Annotated in this window: 15 protein-coding genes, 2 rRNA genes and 1 riboswitch; of the genes, 14 read left to right on the top strand and 3 right to left on the bottom strand. The window is 69.0% G+C overall.

Going from position 1 to position 17255, the window contains the following annotated elements; all coding sequences use genetic code 11:
• From ACIQM0_RS11580 to ACIQM0_RS11525, 12 genes are all read left to right on the top strand, one after another.
• A 23S ribosomal RNA gene (locus ACIQM0_RS11580) occupies nucleotides 1-73 on the top strand; the annotation flags it as partial.
• 79 nt (nucleotides 74-152) lie between these two features.
• Nucleotides 153-269, top strand: a 5S ribosomal RNA gene (rrf, locus tag ACIQM0_RS11575).
• 146 nt (nucleotides 270-415) lie between these two features.
• Nucleotides 416-1024: a CDP-alcohol phosphatidyltransferase family protein gene (locus ACIQM0_RS11570; protein WP_362961926.1), complete on the top strand. Its 609-nt coding sequence runs from the start codon at nucleotides 416-418 to the stop codon at nucleotides 1022-1024.
• A gap of 113 nt (nucleotides 1025-1137) precedes the next feature.
• Complete coding sequence (locus ACIQM0_RS11565; protein WP_401285786.1) at nucleotides 1138-3633, top strand: sugar phosphate nucleotidyltransferase; 2496 nt, start codon at nucleotides 1138-1140, stop codon at nucleotides 3631-3633.
• A gap of 153 nt (nucleotides 3634-3786) precedes the next feature.
• The gene (locus ACIQM0_RS11560) at nucleotides 3787-4710 is read left to right on the top strand and encodes a DUF881 domain-containing protein (protein ID WP_401285785.1); all 924 of its coding nucleotides are present in this window, start codon (nucleotides 3787-3789) and stop codon (nucleotides 4708-4710) included.
• Nucleotides 4707-5039: a small basic family protein gene (locus ACIQM0_RS11555; RefSeq protein ID WP_003970459.1), complete on the top strand. Its 333-nt coding sequence runs from the start codon at nucleotides 4707-4709 to the stop codon at nucleotides 5037-5039. The genes ACIQM0_RS11560 and ACIQM0_RS11555 overlap by 4 nt, the downstream gene beginning before the upstream one ends.
• Before the next feature lie 5 nt (nucleotides 5040-5044).
• A complete protein-coding gene (locus tag ACIQM0_RS11550) occupies nucleotides 5045-5836 on the top strand; it encodes a DUF881 domain-containing protein (protein WP_401285784.1) in 792 nt (263 codons plus the stop codon).
• Nucleotides 5837-6026: 190 nt separating this feature from the next.
• Complete coding sequence (locus tag ACIQM0_RS11545; RefSeq protein ID WP_363029048.1) at nucleotides 6027-6806, top strand: FHA domain-containing protein; 780 nt, start codon at nucleotides 6027-6029, stop codon at nucleotides 6804-6806.
• Between the two features lie 18 nt (nucleotides 6807-6824).
• A complete protein-coding gene (locus ACIQM0_RS11540; RefSeq protein ID WP_401285783.1) occupies nucleotides 6825-7568 on the top strand; it encodes a MerR family transcriptional regulator in 744 nt (247 codons plus the stop codon).
• A 53-nt stretch (nucleotides 7569-7621) separates the two neighbouring features.
• Nucleotides 7622-8095 carry a bifunctional nuclease family protein gene (locus ACIQM0_RS11535; RefSeq protein WP_006123076.1) on the top strand — a complete coding sequence of 158 codons (474 nt, stop codon included), beginning with the start codon at nucleotides 7622-7624 and terminating at the stop codon, nucleotides 8093-8095.
• Nucleotides 8096-8262: 167 nt separating this feature from the next.
• Complete coding sequence (locus ACIQM0_RS11530; RefSeq protein WP_401285782.1) at nucleotides 8263-8880, top strand: MerR family transcriptional regulator; 618 nt, start codon at nucleotides 8263-8265, stop codon at nucleotides 8878-8880.
• 93 nt (nucleotides 8881-8973) lie between these two features.
• The gene (locus ACIQM0_RS11525) at nucleotides 8974-10449 is read left to right on the top strand and encodes a DNA polymerase IV (protein ID WP_401285781.1); all 1476 of its coding nucleotides are present in this window, start codon (nucleotides 8974-8976) and stop codon (nucleotides 10447-10449) included.
• Here ACIQM0_RS11525 and ACIQM0_RS11520 read toward each other — a convergent pair.
• Complete coding sequence (locus ACIQM0_RS11520) at nucleotides 10374-10742, bottom strand: PRC-barrel domain-containing protein (RefSeq protein ID WP_401285780.1); 369 nt, start codon at nucleotides 10740-10742, stop codon at nucleotides 10374-10376. The genes ACIQM0_RS11525 and ACIQM0_RS11520 overlap by 76 nt on opposite strands.
• Before the next feature lie 113 nt (nucleotides 10743-10855).
• Nucleotides 10856-10952: riboswitch (glycine riboswitch) on the top strand.
• 194 nt (nucleotides 10953-11146) lie between these two features.
• Here ACIQM0_RS11520 and gcvP point away from each other — a divergent pair.
• Nucleotides 11147-14032, top strand: a complete 2886-nt coding sequence (gene gcvP / locus ACIQM0_RS11515; protein ID WP_401285779.1) for an aminomethyl-transferring glycine dehydrogenase — start codon at nucleotides 11147-11149, stop codon at nucleotides 14030-14032.
• A gap of 97 nt (nucleotides 14033-14129) precedes the next feature.
• Here the strand turns inward: gcvP and ACIQM0_RS11510 are convergent, their stop codons facing one another.
• Together ACIQM0_RS11510 and ACIQM0_RS11505 are read right to left on the bottom strand one after the other, a co-directional pair.
• On the bottom strand, nucleotides 14130-14336 hold the full coding sequence (locus tag ACIQM0_RS11510; RefSeq protein ID WP_123528417.1) for a DUF5999 family protein: 207 nt from the start codon (nucleotides 14334-14336) through the stop codon (nucleotides 14130-14132).
• 314 nt (nucleotides 14337-14650) lie between these two features.
• Nucleotides 14651-15244, bottom strand: coding sequence for a hypothetical protein (locus ACIQM0_RS11505; protein WP_401285778.1), 594 nt, complete (start codon nucleotides 15242-15244; stop codon nucleotides 14651-14653).
• Nucleotides 15245-15726: 482 nt separating this feature from the next.
• Between ACIQM0_RS11505 and ACIQM0_RS11500 the strand changes: the two genes are divergently transcribed.
• Nucleotides 15727-17232, top strand: a complete 1506-nt coding sequence (locus tag ACIQM0_RS11500; RefSeq protein ID WP_401285777.1) for a glutamate-cysteine ligase family protein — start codon at nucleotides 15727-15729, stop codon at nucleotides 17230-17232.
• The last annotated feature ends 23 nt before the right edge of the window (nucleotides 17233-17255 follow it).

The raw sequence follows: 17255 nt of genomic DNA, 5'->3' as shown, positions 1-17255 counted from the left end.
GTTGATAGGCCAGATGTGGAAGCCCGGTAACGGGTGGAGCTGACTGGTACTAATAGGCCGAGGGCTTGTCCTCAGTTGCTCGCGTCCACTGTGTTAGTTCTGAAATAACGAACGGCCGTGTTGTGTTCCGGTGTTGGTTAATTTCATAGTGTTTCGGTGGTCATTGCGTTAGGGAAACGCCCGGTTACATTCCGAACCCGGAAGCTAAGCCTTTCAGCGCCGATGGTACTGCAGGGGGGACCCTGTGGGAGAGTAGGACGCCGCCGAACTCCTTTTATAGTTAAGCCCCGTGCCCTTGTGGCACGGGGCTTTTCTGCGTTCCGGGGCGTTCGCGGTACCCCTGTGTACTCGCCGGCCACCCCTGAGGGTAGGGTCAGGGGGCATCATTGGCACGTTCTTCACAGGAGGCCCCCGGGTGGAGGTCCAGGAGACTCGCGTTCAGACGAACCGGGTACTCACCATCCCCAACATCCTCAGCATGGCCCGCCTTGTCGGCGTGCCTGTCTTCCTGTGGCTGATTCTCCGCCCTGAGTTCGGCGGGCCCAAGAGCGACGGCTGGGCGTTGCTGGTGCTGATGTTCAGCGGCGTCAGCGACTACCTCGATGGAAAGCTCGCGCGTCGTTGGAACCAGATCAGCAGCCTCGGACGGCTGCTCGACCCGGCCGCCGACCGCCTCTACATTCTTTCGACCCTTGTCGGACTGACCTGGCGGGAGATCCTCCCGCTCTGGCTCACCGCAGCTCTTCTCGCTCGTGAGCTGATGCTTCTCGTGATGGTGGGAATCCTGCGCCGTCACGGCTATCCACCGCCCCAGGTGAACTTCCTGGGCAAGGCGGCCACGTTCAATCTGATGTACGCGTTTCCCTTGTTGCTGCTCAGCGACGGAGGTGGTTGGCTGGCATCACTGGCCACTGTTTTCGGCTGGGCGTTCGCAGTATGGGGTACAACGCTCTACTGGTGGGCAGGGATCCTCTATGTGGTTCAGGTCCGCCGGCTTGTCAAGGCGGATGCAGTAGCCGATTGAGCCCGTTGATGCGGTGCCGCGCAGCGTGGCCGGCCCGCGGCTGATGACACAGATGCTGCCCCGACGGGCGAAGTCGGCTAGACCGTCGTCTCTTCGAGGAGGACGTTTCCGACATGAAGGCCGTCGTGATGGCAGGTGGTGAAGGCACTCGCCTTCGCCCCATGACCTCAAGCATGCCCAAGCCGCTCCTGCCCGTAGCCAATCGGCCGATCATGGAACATGTGCTTCGGCTGCTGAAGAGGCACGGGCTCAATGAGACGGTTGTGACCGTCCAGTTCCTCGCGTCTCTGGTGAAGAACTACTTCGGAGACGGCGAAGAGCTCGGGATGGAGCTCACTTATGCCAACGAGGAGAAACCGCTCGGCACCGCGGGCAGTGTGAAGAACGCCGAAGAGGCATTGAAGGACGACACCTTCCTCGTCATTTCCGGTGACGCGCTCACCGACTTCGACCTCACCGACCTCATCGCCTTCCACAAGGAAAAGGGCGGCCTGGTCACGGTCTGCCTCACCCGGGTCCCGAATCCCCTGGAATTCGGGATCACGATCGTGGACGAAGCGGGCCAGGTCGAGCGGTTCCTGGAGAAGCCCACCTGGGGGCAGGTCTTCTCGGACACCGTCAACACGGGCATCTACGTGATGGAGCCCGAGGTCTTCAACTACGTCGAGGCCGATGTCTCGGTGGACTGGTCCGGAGACGTCTTCCCGCAGCTCATGAAGGAAGGCAAGCCCATCTACGGCTATGTCGCCGAGGGCTACTGGGAGGACGTGGGCACGCACGAGAGCTACGTCAAGGCCCAGGCCGACGTCCTCGAGCGCAAGGTCGACGTGGAGATCGACGGCTTCGAGATCTCGCCCGGTGTATGGGTGGCCGAAGGCGCCGAGGTACACCCCGACGCGGTACTCCGGGGGCCCCTGTACGTCGGCGACTACGCCAAGGTCGAGGCCGGCGTCGAGATCCGTGAACACACGGTCATCGGGTCGAACGTCGTCGTGAAGAGCGGGGCGTTCCTGCACAAGGCCGTGGTGCACGACAACGTGTACATCGGCGATCACAGCAATCTGCGTGGCTGCGTGATCGGCAAGAACACCGACATCATGCGTGCCGCACGCATCGAGGACGGCGCCGTCATCGGCGACGAATGCCTCGTCGGCGAAGAATCGATCATTCAGGGCAACGTCCGCGTCTACCCCTTCAAGACCATTGAGGCCGGCGCCTTCGTCAACACCTCGGTGATCTGGGAGTCGCGCGGACAGGCCCACCTCTTCGGGGCGCGCGGTGTCTCCGGGATCCTGAACGTCGAGATCACGCCGGAACTGGCCGTCAGGCTGGCCGGTGCGTACGCCACGACGCTGAAGAAGGGCTCGACGGTCACCACCGCACGTGACCACTCCCGTGGTGCCCGAGCGCTGAAACGTGCGGTGATCTCCGCCCTCCAGGCCAGCGCCATCGATGTCCGCGACCTCGAGAACGTACCGCTGCCCGTGGCGCGCCAGCAGACCGCACGCGGCAGCGCTGGCGGCATCATGATCCGGACGTCGCCGGGTGTCCCCGACTCCGTCGACATCATGTTCTTCGATGCCAGCGGTGCCGACCTCTCCCAGGCGCAGCAGCGGAAGCTGGACCGCGTCTACGCCCGGCAGGAGTACCGCCGTGCCTTCCCCGGGGAGATCGGGGACCTGCACTTCCCGTCCAGTGTGTTCGACTCGTACACGGGATCACTGCTGCGGAACGTGGACACCGCCGGAATCGCCGACGCCGGGCTGAAGGTCGTGGTCGACGCTTCCAACGGCAGCGCGGGACTTGTTCTGCCCAGCCTGCTCGGACGGCTCGGTGTGGACGCGCTGACCATCAACCCCGGCCTGGACGAATCGCGTCCGACCGAGTCCGCCGAGACCCGGCGGTCCGGACTGGTGCGACTCGGGGAGATCGTCTCCTCGGCGAGGGCGGCCTTCGGCGTCCGGTTCGACCCGGTCGGTGAACGGCTCTCCCTGGTCGACGAGCGGGGGCGGATCATTGAGGACGACCGGGCTCTGCTGGTCATGCTCGACCTCGTCGCCGCCGAGCGGCGCAGTGGGCGGGTGGCGCTGCCGGTGACCACCACCCGCGTCGCCGAGCAGGTGGCCGCGTACCACGGCACCCAGGTCGAGTGGACGACGACATCGCCCGACGACCTGACCCGGGTCGGACGCGAGGAAGGGACCATTTTCGGTGGAGACGGGCGCGGCGGCTTCATCGTTCCGGAATTCAGCAGCGTCTTCGACGGATCGGCCGCGTTCGTACGGCTGATCGGGCTGGTGGCGAGGACGCAGCTCACACTCAGCCAGATCGATGCGCGCATTCCGCGTGCCCATGTCCTGCGCCGTGATCTGGCGACCCCTTGGGCCGTGAAGGGGCTGGTGATGCGCCGTGTCGTCGAGGCCGCGGGAGACCGCGATGTCGACACGACGGACGGTGTGCGGGTCGTCGAGGCGGACGGCCGCTGGGTGATGGTGCTGCCGGACCGGGCGGAAGCGGTCACCCATCTGTGGGCGGAAGGGCCGGACGACGCCTCGGCGCAGGCCCTCCTGGACGAGTGGGCGGCGATCGTCGACAGCGCGGGCAACTGAGGCGTCCGGCCACCGCCGCGGCGGAGAATCGCCGCCGCGGTGGCCGGACGGTCCGGGGTTCCCGTGGTGGGCCGGACCGCGGCGGCCGGCGGCTCCCGGCACATCGGTGGGGCCATTCGGCGGTAGCCGCTGCGACGTGCGACGATGTGCGGCATGTCGCAGCAGCCCCCCGATCGGAGTACGGCCTCGCCGCCCGCGCGCCCCGACGCGTCCATGTCGCTGCTGACCAATGTGATGGACCACAGCCTGGACGACGGGTACGCCGAGGCATCGGCTCGTCGCGAGGCCGACGGCCGGGCCGGTATGCCCCGCACCCTCAAGGCGAAGCTGGGCTTCGCGGCGTGCCTGGTGCTGGCCGCGCTCGTTGTCACTCTGGGCGCCGCGCAGGCGCGGGTGGCGGCACCGGTCCTCGCCAAGGAACGCGAGGAACTGATCGACCGGATCGACTCCGAGACCGCCGCGACCGACACGCTCGAGGCACAGGTCGAGAAGGTCCGCGACGATGTCGGCAGGCGTCAGCGCAAGGCCCTGGAGAAGCACGGTGGGGACCAGACGGAACTGGTGGCTCTGCTCTCCGGCGCGACGCCCGTGTACGGGCCCGGCGTGAAGCTGGTCGTCGACGACGCGAAGAACACCGACCAGGGCGGCGGCGGACCGCGTGAGACCAGCGGCTTCTCCGACACCGGACGGGTCAGGGACCGGGACCTGCAACGGGTCGTCAACGGGCTCTGGCAGTCCGGCGCGGAAGCGATCGCCATCAACGGGCAGCGTCTGACCGCCCTGTCGGCGATCCGGGCCGCGGGCGACGCCATACTGGTCGACAACAAACCGCTGGTGCCGCCGTACTCGGTGCTGGCGGTGGGGGACGGGAAGAAGCTCAGCGCCGCCTTCCGCAGCAGTGCCGACGGACAGTATCTGCAAGCGCTGAAGGACACCTTCGACATCAGGACCAGCATCTCCGTCCAGGAGAAGGTGAATCTCCCGGCCGCCCCCAGCCTGATCGTACGGACAGCAGAGCCTTATAAGGCCGCAGACACCGGCAGTGGTGCGGCAGACACAGGGAAGGGCACATCGTGATCGCCGTACTGGGCCTCGTCGTGGGAGTCGTGGTCGGACTGTTGGTCCGGCCCGAAGTGCCGGCGGTGGTCGAGCCCTATCTCCCGATCGCCGTCGTGGCCGCCCTCGATGCCGTCTTCGGCGGCCTGCGGGCCATGCTCGACGGCATCTTCGTCGACAAGGTCTTCGTGGTCTCGTTCCTCTCGAACGTGGTCGTGGCCGCCCTGATCGTCTTCCTGGGCGACAAGCTGGGCGTCGGTGCCCAGCTCTCCACCGGTGTGGTGGTCGTCCTCGGTATCCGGATCTTCTCCAACGCCGCCGCCATCCGCCGGCACGTCTTCCGGGCCTGAGGCCGATGAGCAACGACGAAGAATTCACCGGCGGCCGGGAACACTCCGGTGAGCAGCCCGCGGACGCTCCCAAGGAGCTCACCGGACGCCAGCGGCTGATCGCCGGGCTGTGGCCGCCACGGGTCACCCGCGCCCAACTCATTGTCGCGGTACTGCTGTTCGTCCTCGGACTGGGGCTTGCCATCCAGGTGCGGTCCAACAGCGACAACAGCGCCCTGCGCGGCGCGCGCCAGGAGGACCTGGTCCGCATCCTCGACGAGGTGGACGACCGTTCACAGCGCCTGGAGGACGAGAAGCAGCGCCTTGAGGACCAGCGCACGGAGCTGGAGAACAGTTCCGACCAGGCCGAGGAAGCGCGCAAGCAGACGGTCGAGAAGGAACGCCAACTCGGCATCCTCGCGGGCACCGTGGCCGCGCACGGCCCCGGGATCACCCTCACGATCAACGACCCGGGTGGCGCGGTGGAGGCCGACAAGCTCCTCGACGCGCTTCAGGAGCTTCGGGCGGCCGGCGCCGAGGCGATCGAGGTCAACGGTGTGCGGGTGGTGGCCAATACATACTTCTCCGGTGACGGTGGCGCCATCAAGGTCGACGGGCGGAAGATTTCGGCTCCGTACGTGTTCAAGGTCATCGGCAAGCCGCAGGATCTGGAGCCGGCGCTGAACATCCCGGGCGGCGTGGTGCAGACGCTGGAGAAGGAGCAGGCCACCGTGCATGTGTCGCAGGCTGACGACATTGTCGTGGATGCCTTGCGACCGGCGGAGCGGCCTGACTACGCTCGGTCGTCCGCCCAGTGAACCCGGGACGCGTGGGCGTCGGGGGACACAGGCAGAAGGTTGCGGGGGGTCGCCGCATCGTAATCGTGGCGCGTGGTGGAAACTGTCGAGTGGATACGGACGTTGTGAAGATGTCCGGGTCGGCAGGTGTGTTCATTCAGGGTTCGTCCTGCCCCACGGGCGGGTCTGTTTCGGTCAAGGGGAATCGCCCGTGAAGTTGTTTGGGAAGTTGTTCGGCAAGAGTGCACGCGATGAGGCTGCCCGCCATCGCGCGCCGCGCCATGGTCAAGCCGACGAGCAGGGCTCAGAGCGCCCGCTCTTCCGCGATGAGGTGGCAGGTTCGGGGGGTGACAATTCGGGCGCGTCGTCTGTTGACCCTGCCGGCCCCGGCCGCATAGGTTTCGGAGAACCTTCAACCTCAAGTACGGGTGGAGGGTTCACCCCGAGGCAGGAGGGTTCGTCCATGCCGGTCTGTACGAGGTGCGGGCACCGCAATGCCGAAGCCAGTCGTTTCTGCTCCAACTGCGGCGCGCCGCTGAGGGGCGGAATTCCCGAGCGGGCCTCGGAGACGACGTCGACCATCTCCATCTCGGGCCTTGAGGCCTACGAGGCGGAGGCGACCGGTCAGTCGTCCGCGCCGTCGCTCTCGCCCGAGGCGCAGGCCGCTGTGGACGCCCTGCCGCTCGGCTCGGCGCTCCTGGTCGTGCGGCGTGGTCCGAATTCGGGCAGCCGGTTCCTGCTGGACAGCGAGCTGACCACGGCCGGCCGCCACCCGCAGAGCGATATCTTCCTCGACGACGTGACGGTCTCGCGCCGTCACGTGGAGTTCCGCCGGAGTCCCGACGGCAGCTTCACGGTCGGGGACGTGGGCAGCCTCAACGGCACGTACGTCAATCGTGAGCGCATCGACTCCGTCGCGCTGTCCAACGGCGACGAAGTGCAGATCGGCAAGTACCGGCTGGTCTTCTACGCGAGCCAGCGGGCCATCTGACCCCGTCAGGGAAGGTCCATGCTGAGAACACCGACGGGCGGTGCCGGAAACGGCACCGCCACCGCCGCCGACCGTCCGATGAGCATCGGCACGGTGCTCCTGCAGCTGCGGGACGAGTTTCCCGAAGTCACCATCTCCAAGATCCGCTTCCTGGAGGCGGAAGGGCTGGTCGAACCGCAGCGGACGCCCTCCGGCTACCGCAAGTTCCGGCCCGACGACGTCGAGCGGCTCGCCCAGGTGCTGCGGATGCAGCGGGACCACTATCTTCCGCTGAAGGTCATCCGCGAGCACCTGGACGCCGTCGCCCGGGGCGAGCGGGTGGCCCTGCCGGTCCCGGACGGCGAGCGGGACCTCACCGACGGCTGCTGGACCGGCGGGACGGGCCGGGCCACGGCCGCCCGCATCGGCCGGGCCGAGCTCCTCGCCGCCGCAGAGGTCACCGAGAGCGACCTCGACGCGTGGGAGTCCTACGGTCTGGTCGTTCCGACGGCCGACGGCGGATACGACGCCGAGACGGTCACCGTCGCCAGGCTTGTGGCGGATCTGGGCCGATTCGGTCTGGAACCGCGGCATCTGCGCGCCATGCGGGCGGCCGCCGACCGGGAGGCCGGACTCATCGAACAGGTCGTCGCACCACTGCGCCGACACCGGAATCCGCAGACCAGAGCCCATGCCGAGGCCACTGCGAAGGAGCTCGCGGAGCTCTCTGTACGGCTGCACTCGGCCCTCGTACAGACCGCGCTCCAGATCAGGCTCCACTGATCCTCGTGGGCCCCGACTACCCAAACCTGCCGAGCACGTCCTAGGGTTGCTGTGTGAACGAGCTCGACGTTGTGGGTGTCCGGGTGGAAATGCCCTCCAACCAACCGATCGTGCTCCTGCGTGAAGTGGGAGGCGACCGGTACCTCCCTATTTGGATCGGTCCTGGTGAGGCGACCGCGATCGCCTTCGCTCAGCAGGGCATGGCTCCGGCCAGGCCGCTGACCCATGACCTCTTCAAGGATGTGCTCGAGGCCGTGGGCCAGGAGCTCACCGAGGTCCGGATCACGGACCTGCGAGAAGGGGTCTTCTACGCGGAGCTGGTCTTCGCGAGCGGAGTCGAGGTGAGTGCGCGGCCGTCCGACGCCATAGCGCTCGCCCTGCGCACCGGAACGCCGATCTACGGCAGTGACGGGGTGCTCGATGACGCGGGAATCGCGATTCCCGACGAGCAGGAGGACGAGGTGGAGAAGTTCCGGGAGTTCCTCGATCAGATCTCGCCGGAGGACTTCGGCACGAACAGCCAGTGACGTCCCTAGGGGGCGCCGTCAGCGCATCCGACAAGCCTTTCCCGGTCGCGAGTCACGGGAAACCACCCTCAGGGTGATTATCACTCGGCGTGCCGAGTGTGGCGATCGTTGACGCACCCCGGGTGACTGCCTACCTTCGAGTGGGCAGGTCAAGGACGGAGGTCGGCGTGAGCAGCAGCGGCGACGGTGCGGCAGTGGGTGGGCCGTATCCGCAGCAGGGGAGTACAGCCGACCAGACCATCAGGCAACCGGCTGCGCCGGCTGCGGTGGCGGGGGACGGCGTGGCATCGGCCAAGGACATCGGCTATCGCGGGCCGACGGCATGCGCGGCGGCGGGGATCACCTACCGCCAGCTCGACTACTGGGCTCGCACGGGCCTCGTCGAACCGAGCGTCCGTCCCGCATACGGATCGGGCACACAGCGGCTCTACAGCTTCCGGGACGTCGTCCTGCTGAAGATCGTGAAGCGCTTCCTCGACACCGGGGTGGCCCTCCAGAACATCCGCACCACGGTCCAGCACCTACGGGCCCGCGGTTTCCAGGACCTCGAACGCATGACGCTGATGAGCGACGGCGCGACCGTCTACGAGTGCTCCTCGCCCGCCGAGGTGGTGGAGCTGCTCCAAGGGGGCCAGGGCGTCTTCGGCATCGCGGTGGGCGTGGTCTGGCGGGACGTCGACGCCGCGCTGTCACAGCTGCACGGGGAGCGGGTGGACACCGGCGAGACGCTGATCGGGAACAATCCCGCCGACGAGCTCGCCCGACGGCGCAACCGGGCCGGCTGAGCCGGCGCGAGCCCGGCCGGGCCCGGGAATTCCCGGGCCCGCGGGCGGTTGCCGCCCGGCGATTGTCAGTGCCGTAGGGCAGCATCGACTGATGTGAGAGCCGCGCCGACCATCCTGCATCTGGACATGGATGCCTTCTACGCCTCTGCGGAGCAGGCGGCGAAGCCGAGTCTGCGTGGCAAGCCCGTGGTCGTGGGCGGGCTGGGGCCCCGCGGGGTCGTCGCCACCGCCTCGTACGAGGCCCGGCGTTTCGGGGTCCACTCGGCCATGCCGATGGCGCAGGCCAGGCGGCTGGCGCCGAACGCGGCCTATCTGGTGCCGCGCTTCGCGCTGTACCGGACCGTGAGCGACCAGGTCATGGAGCTGCTGGGCCGGCTGTCGCCGCTGGTGGAGCCATTGAGCCTGGACGAGGCCTTCGTCGACCTGGAGGCCGGTGGCACCGCGGACGACACGGCTTCCGCGCTGGCGATCGGTGAGCAGCTGCGGGAGGCGATCGAGGCGGTCACCGGACTCAGCGGCTCCGTCGGCCTCGCGGGCTCCAAGATGCTGGCCAAGATCGCCTCGGAGGAGGCGAAGCCCGACGGGATCCTGCTGATAGCGCCGGGCACCGAGCGGGATCTGCTCGCGCCCATGCCGGTCCGCACGCTGCCCGGGGTCGGGCCGGCCACCGCGGACCATCTGCGGCGCGCCGGGATGACCACGGTGAATGACCTGGCAGAGGCGGGCGAGGCGGAGCTCGTACGGCTGCTGGGCAAGGCGCACGGTGTCTCGCTGCACCGGATGGCGTCCGGCCATGACGACCGGCCGGTGGTCGCCGAGCGCGACGCGAAATCGGTCTCGGTCGAGGACACCTTCGACACGGACCTGCACGACCGGGTCCGGGTCAGGAGCGAGGTGGAGCGGCTCGCCGACCGGTGCGTCCAGCGGCTGCGGGCGGCGGAGCGCTCGGGCCGGACCGTGGTGCTGAAGGTGCGGCGGTACGACTTCTCGACCCTGACCCGGTCCGAGACGCTGCGTGGCCCCACCGACGACCCCACGGTGGTCAGGGAGGCCGCCGCGCGGCTCCTGGAGTCCGTGGACACCACCGGGGGAGTGCGGCTGCTGGGCGTGGGCGTCACGGGGCTCGCCGACTACACCCAGGAGGACCTGTTCGCGCAGGCGGCCGACGAGCGCACCGCCGCCGCGCTCGCTGCCGCCGGGCCCGCCGACAGCGCGGGAGGCGCAGCGGACGCCGGTACGGGCGACGGCCGGCCGGAGCCCGATGAGCCGGAGCAGGAGAGCGCCGAGCAGCTCGCCGCCCGCCGCTGGCCGGCCGGACACGACGTACGGCACGACGTCCACGGTCACGGCTGGGTGCAGGGCAGCGGCGTCGGCCGGGTGACAGTGCGCTTCGAGGAGCCGGAATCGGCGCCCGGCCGGGTGCGTACGTTCCGCATCGACGATCCGGAACTCCAGCCTGCCGATCCGCTGCCGCTCGTGCGGGACCCGGCCGACTACTCGTCCTGGCCGGCCAGCCTGCCGAAGTCCCGGTCCGGGCCGGTCTCCTCGGGCAGGGCGTCCAGACCGTAGTGCCGGTAGAGCTGGAGTTCCTGTTCCGGCGAGAGATGCCGGCCGACCCCGAAGTCGGGTGCGTCCTTGATCAGTGCGCGGTCGAAGGGGACACGCAGCGTGTCCTCGACGAATTCGCTGGGTTCCAGTGGGACGAAGGCGTCCCGGCTGAACAGTCCGGTACGTACGGCCGCCCACTCCGGCACGCCGGTCGCGTCGTCGAGGTACACCTCGTCCACGGTTCCGATCTTGGTACCCTCGCGGTCGAACGCCTTGCGGCCGATCAGGCTGCGCGGATCGATGTCGGTCTGCACGGTCCCTCCCACTGGTCGCGGCTACTCCACAGGAACCACAGAAGTGCAGATCCACGGGGTTGGCCACTCGAGAATTGCGCCGGGAACCCCGCTGGTAGGCTGAGAGCGGCTGCTTACCCCGTGCGGGAGAGTCCTCCGGAACGAGTCCGGAGGCGCCGAAGGAGCAAATCCTCCCCGGAATCTCTCAGGCCCCCGTACCGCACGGACGAGGTCACTCTGGAAAGCAGGGCGGGTTCCGCACGGCCGTGTGCCGAGGTGGATCTCTCCCTCACCGACGGTGAAAGCCGGTGCGCGCAGTGGGCACCGGTGAAGCTCTCAGGTTGAGATGACAGAGGGGGAGGCCGTTCGGGCACCCCGCGCCGTGGTGCCCCTCGCAGGTCGTGACAGACCAGGAGGCCTCCACCATGACCCCCCGTCGCACTTCGCTCTCCCAGCTGGAACAGGGAATTCCGTTCGAGCAGCGTCATATCGGTCCCGACGCCGCGGCGCAGGCCAAGATGCTCGCCCAGGTCGGTTACGGCTCGCTCGACGAGCTGACCGCCGCCGCGGTGCCCGATGTCATCCGCAGCGCCGAGGCGCTCCAGCTGCCGACGGCCCGTACCGAGGCCGAGGTGCTGGCCGAACTGCGTACGCTCGCCGACCGCAACCAGGTGCTGGCCCCGATGATCGGCCTCGGCTACTACGGCACGTTCACCCCGCCGGTGATCCTGCGCAACGTGATGGAGAACCCCGCCTGGTACACGGCCTACACGCCGTACCAGCCGGAGATCTCCCAGGGCCGCCTCGAAGCCCTCCTGAACTTCCAGACGATGGTCGCCGACCTGACCGGGCTGCCCACCTCCGGCGCCTCGCTGCTCGACGAGGGCACCGCGGCCGCCGAGGCGATGGCGCTGGCGCGGCGCGTCGGCAAGGTGAAGAAGGGCGTCTTCCTGGTCGACGAGGACGCTCTCCCGCAGACCGTCGCCGTGATCCGGACCCGTGCCGAGCCGACCGGTGTCGAGGTCGTCGTCGCCGACCTCACCGACGGCATCCCGGCCGAGATCGCCGAGGGCGGCGTCTTCGGCGTGCTGCTGCAGTACCCGGGCGCCTCCGGAGCCGTACGCGACCTCAGGCCCGTCATCGAGCAGGCCCACGGGCTCGGCGCGATCGTCACCGTGGCCGCCGATCTGCTGGCGCTCACCCTGCTCACCTCGCCCGGCGAGCTGGGCGCGGACATCGCGGTGGGCACCACGCAGCGCTTCGGTGTGCCGATGGGCTTCGGCGGACCGCACGCCGGCTTCATGGCCGTGCGCGAGAAGTTCGCGCGCAGCCTCCCGGGCCGCCTCGTCGGCGTCTCCGTGGACGCGGACGGCAACAAGGCCTACCGGCTGGCCCTCCAGACCCGCGAGCAGCACATCCGCCGCGAGAAGGCCACCAGCAACATCTGCACCGCTCAGGTGCTGCTCGCGGTGATGGCCGGTATGTACGCCGTCTACCACGGCCCCGAGGGGCTGCGGACGATCGCCCGGCGCACCCACCGCTACGCCGCGATCCTCGCCGAGGGCCTGCGCGCCGCCGGTGCCGACGTCGTGACCGGCTCGCACTTCGACACGCTCACCGTCCGGGTGCCCGGCAGGGCCGCCGAGGTCGTCGCCGACGCCCGCGAGCGCGGTGTGAACCTGCGGCTCGTCGACGCCGACCTCGTCTCGCTCGCCTGCGACGAGACCACCACCCGCACGGAGATCGCGTCCGTCTGGGCGGCCTTCGGCGCCACCGGTGACATCGACGCACTGGACGCCACGACCGCGGAGGCGCTGCCCGAGCAGCTGCTGCGGACCGACTCCGTGCTCACCCACCCGGTCTTCCACCAGCACCGTTCCGAGACCGCGATGCTGCGCTACCTGCGCAGGCTCGCCGACCGCGACTACGCGCTGGACCGCGGCATGATCCCGCTCGGCTCCTGCACGATGAAGCTGAACGCGACCGCCGAGATGGAGTCGATCACCTGGCCCGAGTTCGGCGCGCTGCACCCCTTCGCGCCGGCCGAGCAGGCCCAGGGCTTCCTGACGCTCATCCGTGAGCTGGAGGAGCGTCTCGCCGAGGTCACCGGGTACGACGCGGTCTCCATCCAGCCGAACGCCGGCTCGCAGGGCGAGTTCGCGGGGCTGCTGGCCGTCCGGGCGTACCACCGTGCCAACGGCGACGAGGGGCGGACCGTCTGTCTGATCCCGTCCTCCGCACACGGCACCAACGCGGCCAGTGCCGTGATGGCCGGTATGAGGGTCGTCGTGGTGAAGACCGCCGACGACGGCGAGGTCGACATCCAGGACCTCCGCGCCAAGATCGAGCAGTACCGCGACGAGCTCGCCGTGCTCATGATCACCTACCCGTCGACGCACGGTGTCTTCGAGGAGCACGTCGCGGACATCTGCGCCGAGGTGCACGACGCGGGCGGCCAGGTGTACGTCGACGGCGCCAACCTCAACGCGCTGGTCGGTCTCGCCAAGCCGGGCCATTTCGGCGGCGACGTCTCGCACCTGAACCTGCACAAGACCTTCTGCATCCCGCACGGCGGCGGCGGCCCCGGCGTCGGCCCGGTCGGTGTGCGCGCCCACCTGGCGCCGTACCTGCCCAACCACCCGCTGCAGCCCGCCGCCGGTCCGGAGACCGGGGTGGGCCCGATCTCGGCCGCTCCGTGGGGCTCGGCGGGCATCCTGCCGATCTCCTGGGCGTACGTACGCCTGATGGGCGGGGAGGGCCTGAAGCGCGCGACGCAGGTCGCCGTCCTCGCGGCCAACTACGTCGCCAAGCGGCTGGAACCGCACTACCCGATCCTGTACAACGGCCCCGCCGGACTGGTCGCGCACGAGTGCATCGTGGATCTGCGGCCGATCTCCAAGGCGACCGGCGTCAGCATCGACGACGTGGCCAAGCGGCTCATCGACTACGGATTCCACTCGCCGACCATGTCGTTCCCGGTCGCGGGCACGCTGATGATCGAACCGACCGAGAGCGAGGACCTCGCGGAGCTGGACCGCTTCTGCGACACGATGATCGCCATTCGCGGCGAGATCGAGAAGGTGGCCTCCGGCGAGTGGGGCGCGGACGACAACCCGCTGGGCAACGCCCCGCACACGGCGGCCACGCTGGGCGGCGACTGGGCGCACGGCTACAGCCGTGAGGTGGCGGTCTTCCCGGCCGGGGTCACCGCCGCCGACAAGTACTGGCCTCCGGTGCGCCGGATCGACGGTGCGTTCGGTGACCGCAACCTCGTCTGCTCCTGCCCGCCGCTGGACGAGTACGACAACTGACGAGACCGACGGCACGTCCGCCGTCGGGTGAGGCGGAACTGCGTCGGGGCCGGTTCGGAGATCTCTCCGGGCCGGCCCCTGTCCGTACCTGCCGCGGTCAGGCGGCCTTCATCACCCGGCCCGTTCCCAGCGGCCGGTGCGGCGCGATGATCTGCCCGTCCGGGAGCAGCTCACCGGTGTCCTCGAAGAGCAGGACGCCGTTGCACAGCAGGCTCCAGCCCTGTTCCGGATGGTGCGCCACCAGGCGGGCGGCTTCCCGGTCGGCTGAGTCGGCTGTGGGGCAGGGTGGCTGGTGCTGACACATGGCTGGGTTCTTTCGCTGCGTTGAGTTGAGTGTCCTGCGGCTTGAAGAGGTGTTCATGGCCGCCCCCCGTATCGATCGGTCGGTCCCAGTGTTGCCCCACGGGCGTCAATCCGCAGGTATTTCGCGGCAGCGCTTCTTCTCCTCTCATGACGCATCACCCAGCCGGACGGTTCAACGCAACTGCCCTGTCAATTCGGGTGGTTCGGGGTGGCCGGATGGAGCTAGTCCGGATGGGGAGCGGATGCGCCCACGCAGTGCTGTGCCCCGCCACCGGAATCGGCGGCGGGGCACAGCGAAGTGGGGGCGGCCGGGGCTCAGGCGGGGGAGCCGAGCAGGGGGCCGGGGCCGGGTGTGATGCGGGTGGTGATCACGGGAAGCAGATCGGCGACCCGGTGCGGACGGTGCGCCGCGATGCCCGGTGGGGCGGGAGCCAGCGGTACCAGCAGATCGGCCGGGGCGGGGGATCCGCCGGAAGCGTCGGCCTCGGTGTCCTCGTGCAGCCACAGTGCCAGCATGTAGAGCTCAGGAATGGACAGCAGCCTCGGCTGGTAGTGCGTGCTCGCGGCCTCCGCCTGGCGCAGGGCGAGTTCGGTCGAGGCGATGTAGGGGCCCTCGAAGAAGTGCGAGAAGGTCCAGCCGTCGGGGGTGAGCATGGTGTCCGCCGCGGCGACCGCCCGCTCCGCGCCGCGGATCTGGAAGCGCCAGGCGGCGAGCCGGGTGGTGGCTGCGAGCCCGCCCGTTCCGATGCGGTCCAGCACATGGACGGGGAGCGGGTGATCGGGGCTCAGCGGCCCCTGGGCGGACCGCAGGGCGGGGGTGCGGGCCTCGCGGACCGCGGTGGGTGAGCCGAGCGCCGCGAGTACGCTTCTCAGCGCGGGTGCGGGAGCCGGAGGAACATGCAGCGGCATAGTGGGTCGCCTCTCACTTCGGAGACACGGTGGAGCGTGGGTGGGTGCAGACGGCGCTGTCGGCATGCGGGGCCAGAGGAGGCCGGTGACTGAGCCGGTGCGTCAACTCTCTGCCTCGTCCGCGGAGTTTATACGACACGTGTTCACGCGGTGATTCCACTAGCCGCCACGACTATTGCCGGCAAGACGGTATCCGGACTTTATTATGCGGAGATTATGCTGATTCGGTGCGAGCGGCACAGCCGCCGCCTCGTGTTTTTCCTGTGACACGGTAGGCCGAAACACGTCGGTGCATTCCGCGAGGGCCGAACGGCGGAAACTGCGCACCGCGTCATGCCGAGTGAATGTGCCACGGGCTGCGGTCATCAGATTAGCGGGTGTGCACCCTCCGCGGGGCGTTATGGATCACCCCGTCTGGGCATTATCGATCGTGACGCGAGCGGCCTGGGCCGCGGGCTGCCCACTCGAGGAGGGACACTTCGATGGGGGAGAAGGTCGTGGCGGGCGCCTTTGACCTGTCCGATCGGCAGAGGTACCGGCGGAAGCTCCACCAGTGCCTGGAGGGGCTGGGGAGGCTCCTGGCGGAGCGGAGATTCGACCGGCCGCGCGACCTCATGGGCATGGAGATCGAGCTGAATCTGGCGGGTTCCGACGGCATGCCGAGGATGTTGAATGGACAGGTGCTGGAGCGCATCGCGAGCCGGGATTTCCAGACAGAACTCGGCATGTTCAATCTGGAAGTGAACATTGTTCCCCACCAACTGGCCGGGCGCGTTCTCGACCAGTTGGCCGAGGAGCTGCGGATCGGCCTCGGATATGCCGACCGGAAGGCCGGCGAGGTCGATGCCGGGATCGTGATGATCGGAATCCTGCCCACGCTCGGCAGTGGGGACATGGTCCGCGCGAACCTCTCCGACGTGGACCGCTACGCGCTGCTGAACGACCAAATGGTGGCGGCGCGCGGCGAGGATTTCTGCCTTGATATCGAAGGTGTGGAGCGCTTGGTCTGCACCTCCGGGTCGATCGCACCGGAGGCGGCCTGCACCTCGGTCCAGCTTCATCTGCAGGTGACCCCGGAACGGTTCGCGGACGTGTGGAACGCCGCGCAGGCCGTTGCCGCGGTCCAGGTGGCCCTGGGAGCCAATTCGCCCTTCCTGTTCGGCCGGGAGCTGTGGCGGGAGTCGCGTCCGCCGCTCTTCCAGCAGGCCACGGACACCAGGCCGCCCGAACTGCAGAACCAGGGGGTGCGTCCCAGGACCTGGTTCGGGGAGCGGTGGATCGGTTCGGCGTACGAACTCTTCGAGGAGAACGTGCGCTACTTTCCCCCGCTCCTGCCCATCTGCGACGAGGAGGACCCGCTGCGGGTCCTCGACGGTGGCGGGGTGCCCCGGCTCCAGGAACTCGTCCTGCACAACGGCACGGTCTACCGCTGGAACCGGCCGGTGTACGGGCTGTCGGACGGGGTCCCCCACCTCCGGGTGGAGAACCGGGTACTGCCCGCGGGGCCGACCGTCGCCGACGTGATCGCCAACGCCGCGCTCTACTACGGGCTCGTGCGGGCCCTTGCCGAGGAGTCCCGTCCGGTGTGGACCAGAATGCCGTTCGCCGCCGCGGCCGAGAACTTCGACACCGCGTGCCGGCGCGGCATCGACGCCGAACTGCTCTGGCCCCGGCCCGGCCGCTCCGGCGGGCTGACCCGGGTGCCGGTCGTCAAACTCGTACGGGACGAACTCCTGCCGCTGGCGGCCGCCGGGCTCGACGCGTGGAACATCGAGCCCGCGGACCGCGACCGTTACCTCGGGATCATCGAGGAGCGCTGCAAGCGGCGGACGAACGGGGCGTCCTGGCAGGCGGACACCTATCACCGGGCGCGGGACGCCGGACTGGGCCGGGGTGCCGCGCTCGCCGCCATGACCCGCCGCTACGGCGAACTGATGCAGGACGGCGAGCCCGTGCACAACTGGCCGGTGGGCGTCCCGGGAACGTGAGCGGGCGGGCAGGGCCGGTGCGG

This window comes from Streptomyces sp. NPDC091387 (genome assembly GCF_044756945.1).
Lineage (GTDB): Bacteria > Actinomycetota > Actinomycetes > Streptomycetales > Streptomycetaceae > Streptomyces.
This window is presented reverse-complemented; position numbering and strand designations above follow the sequence as displayed.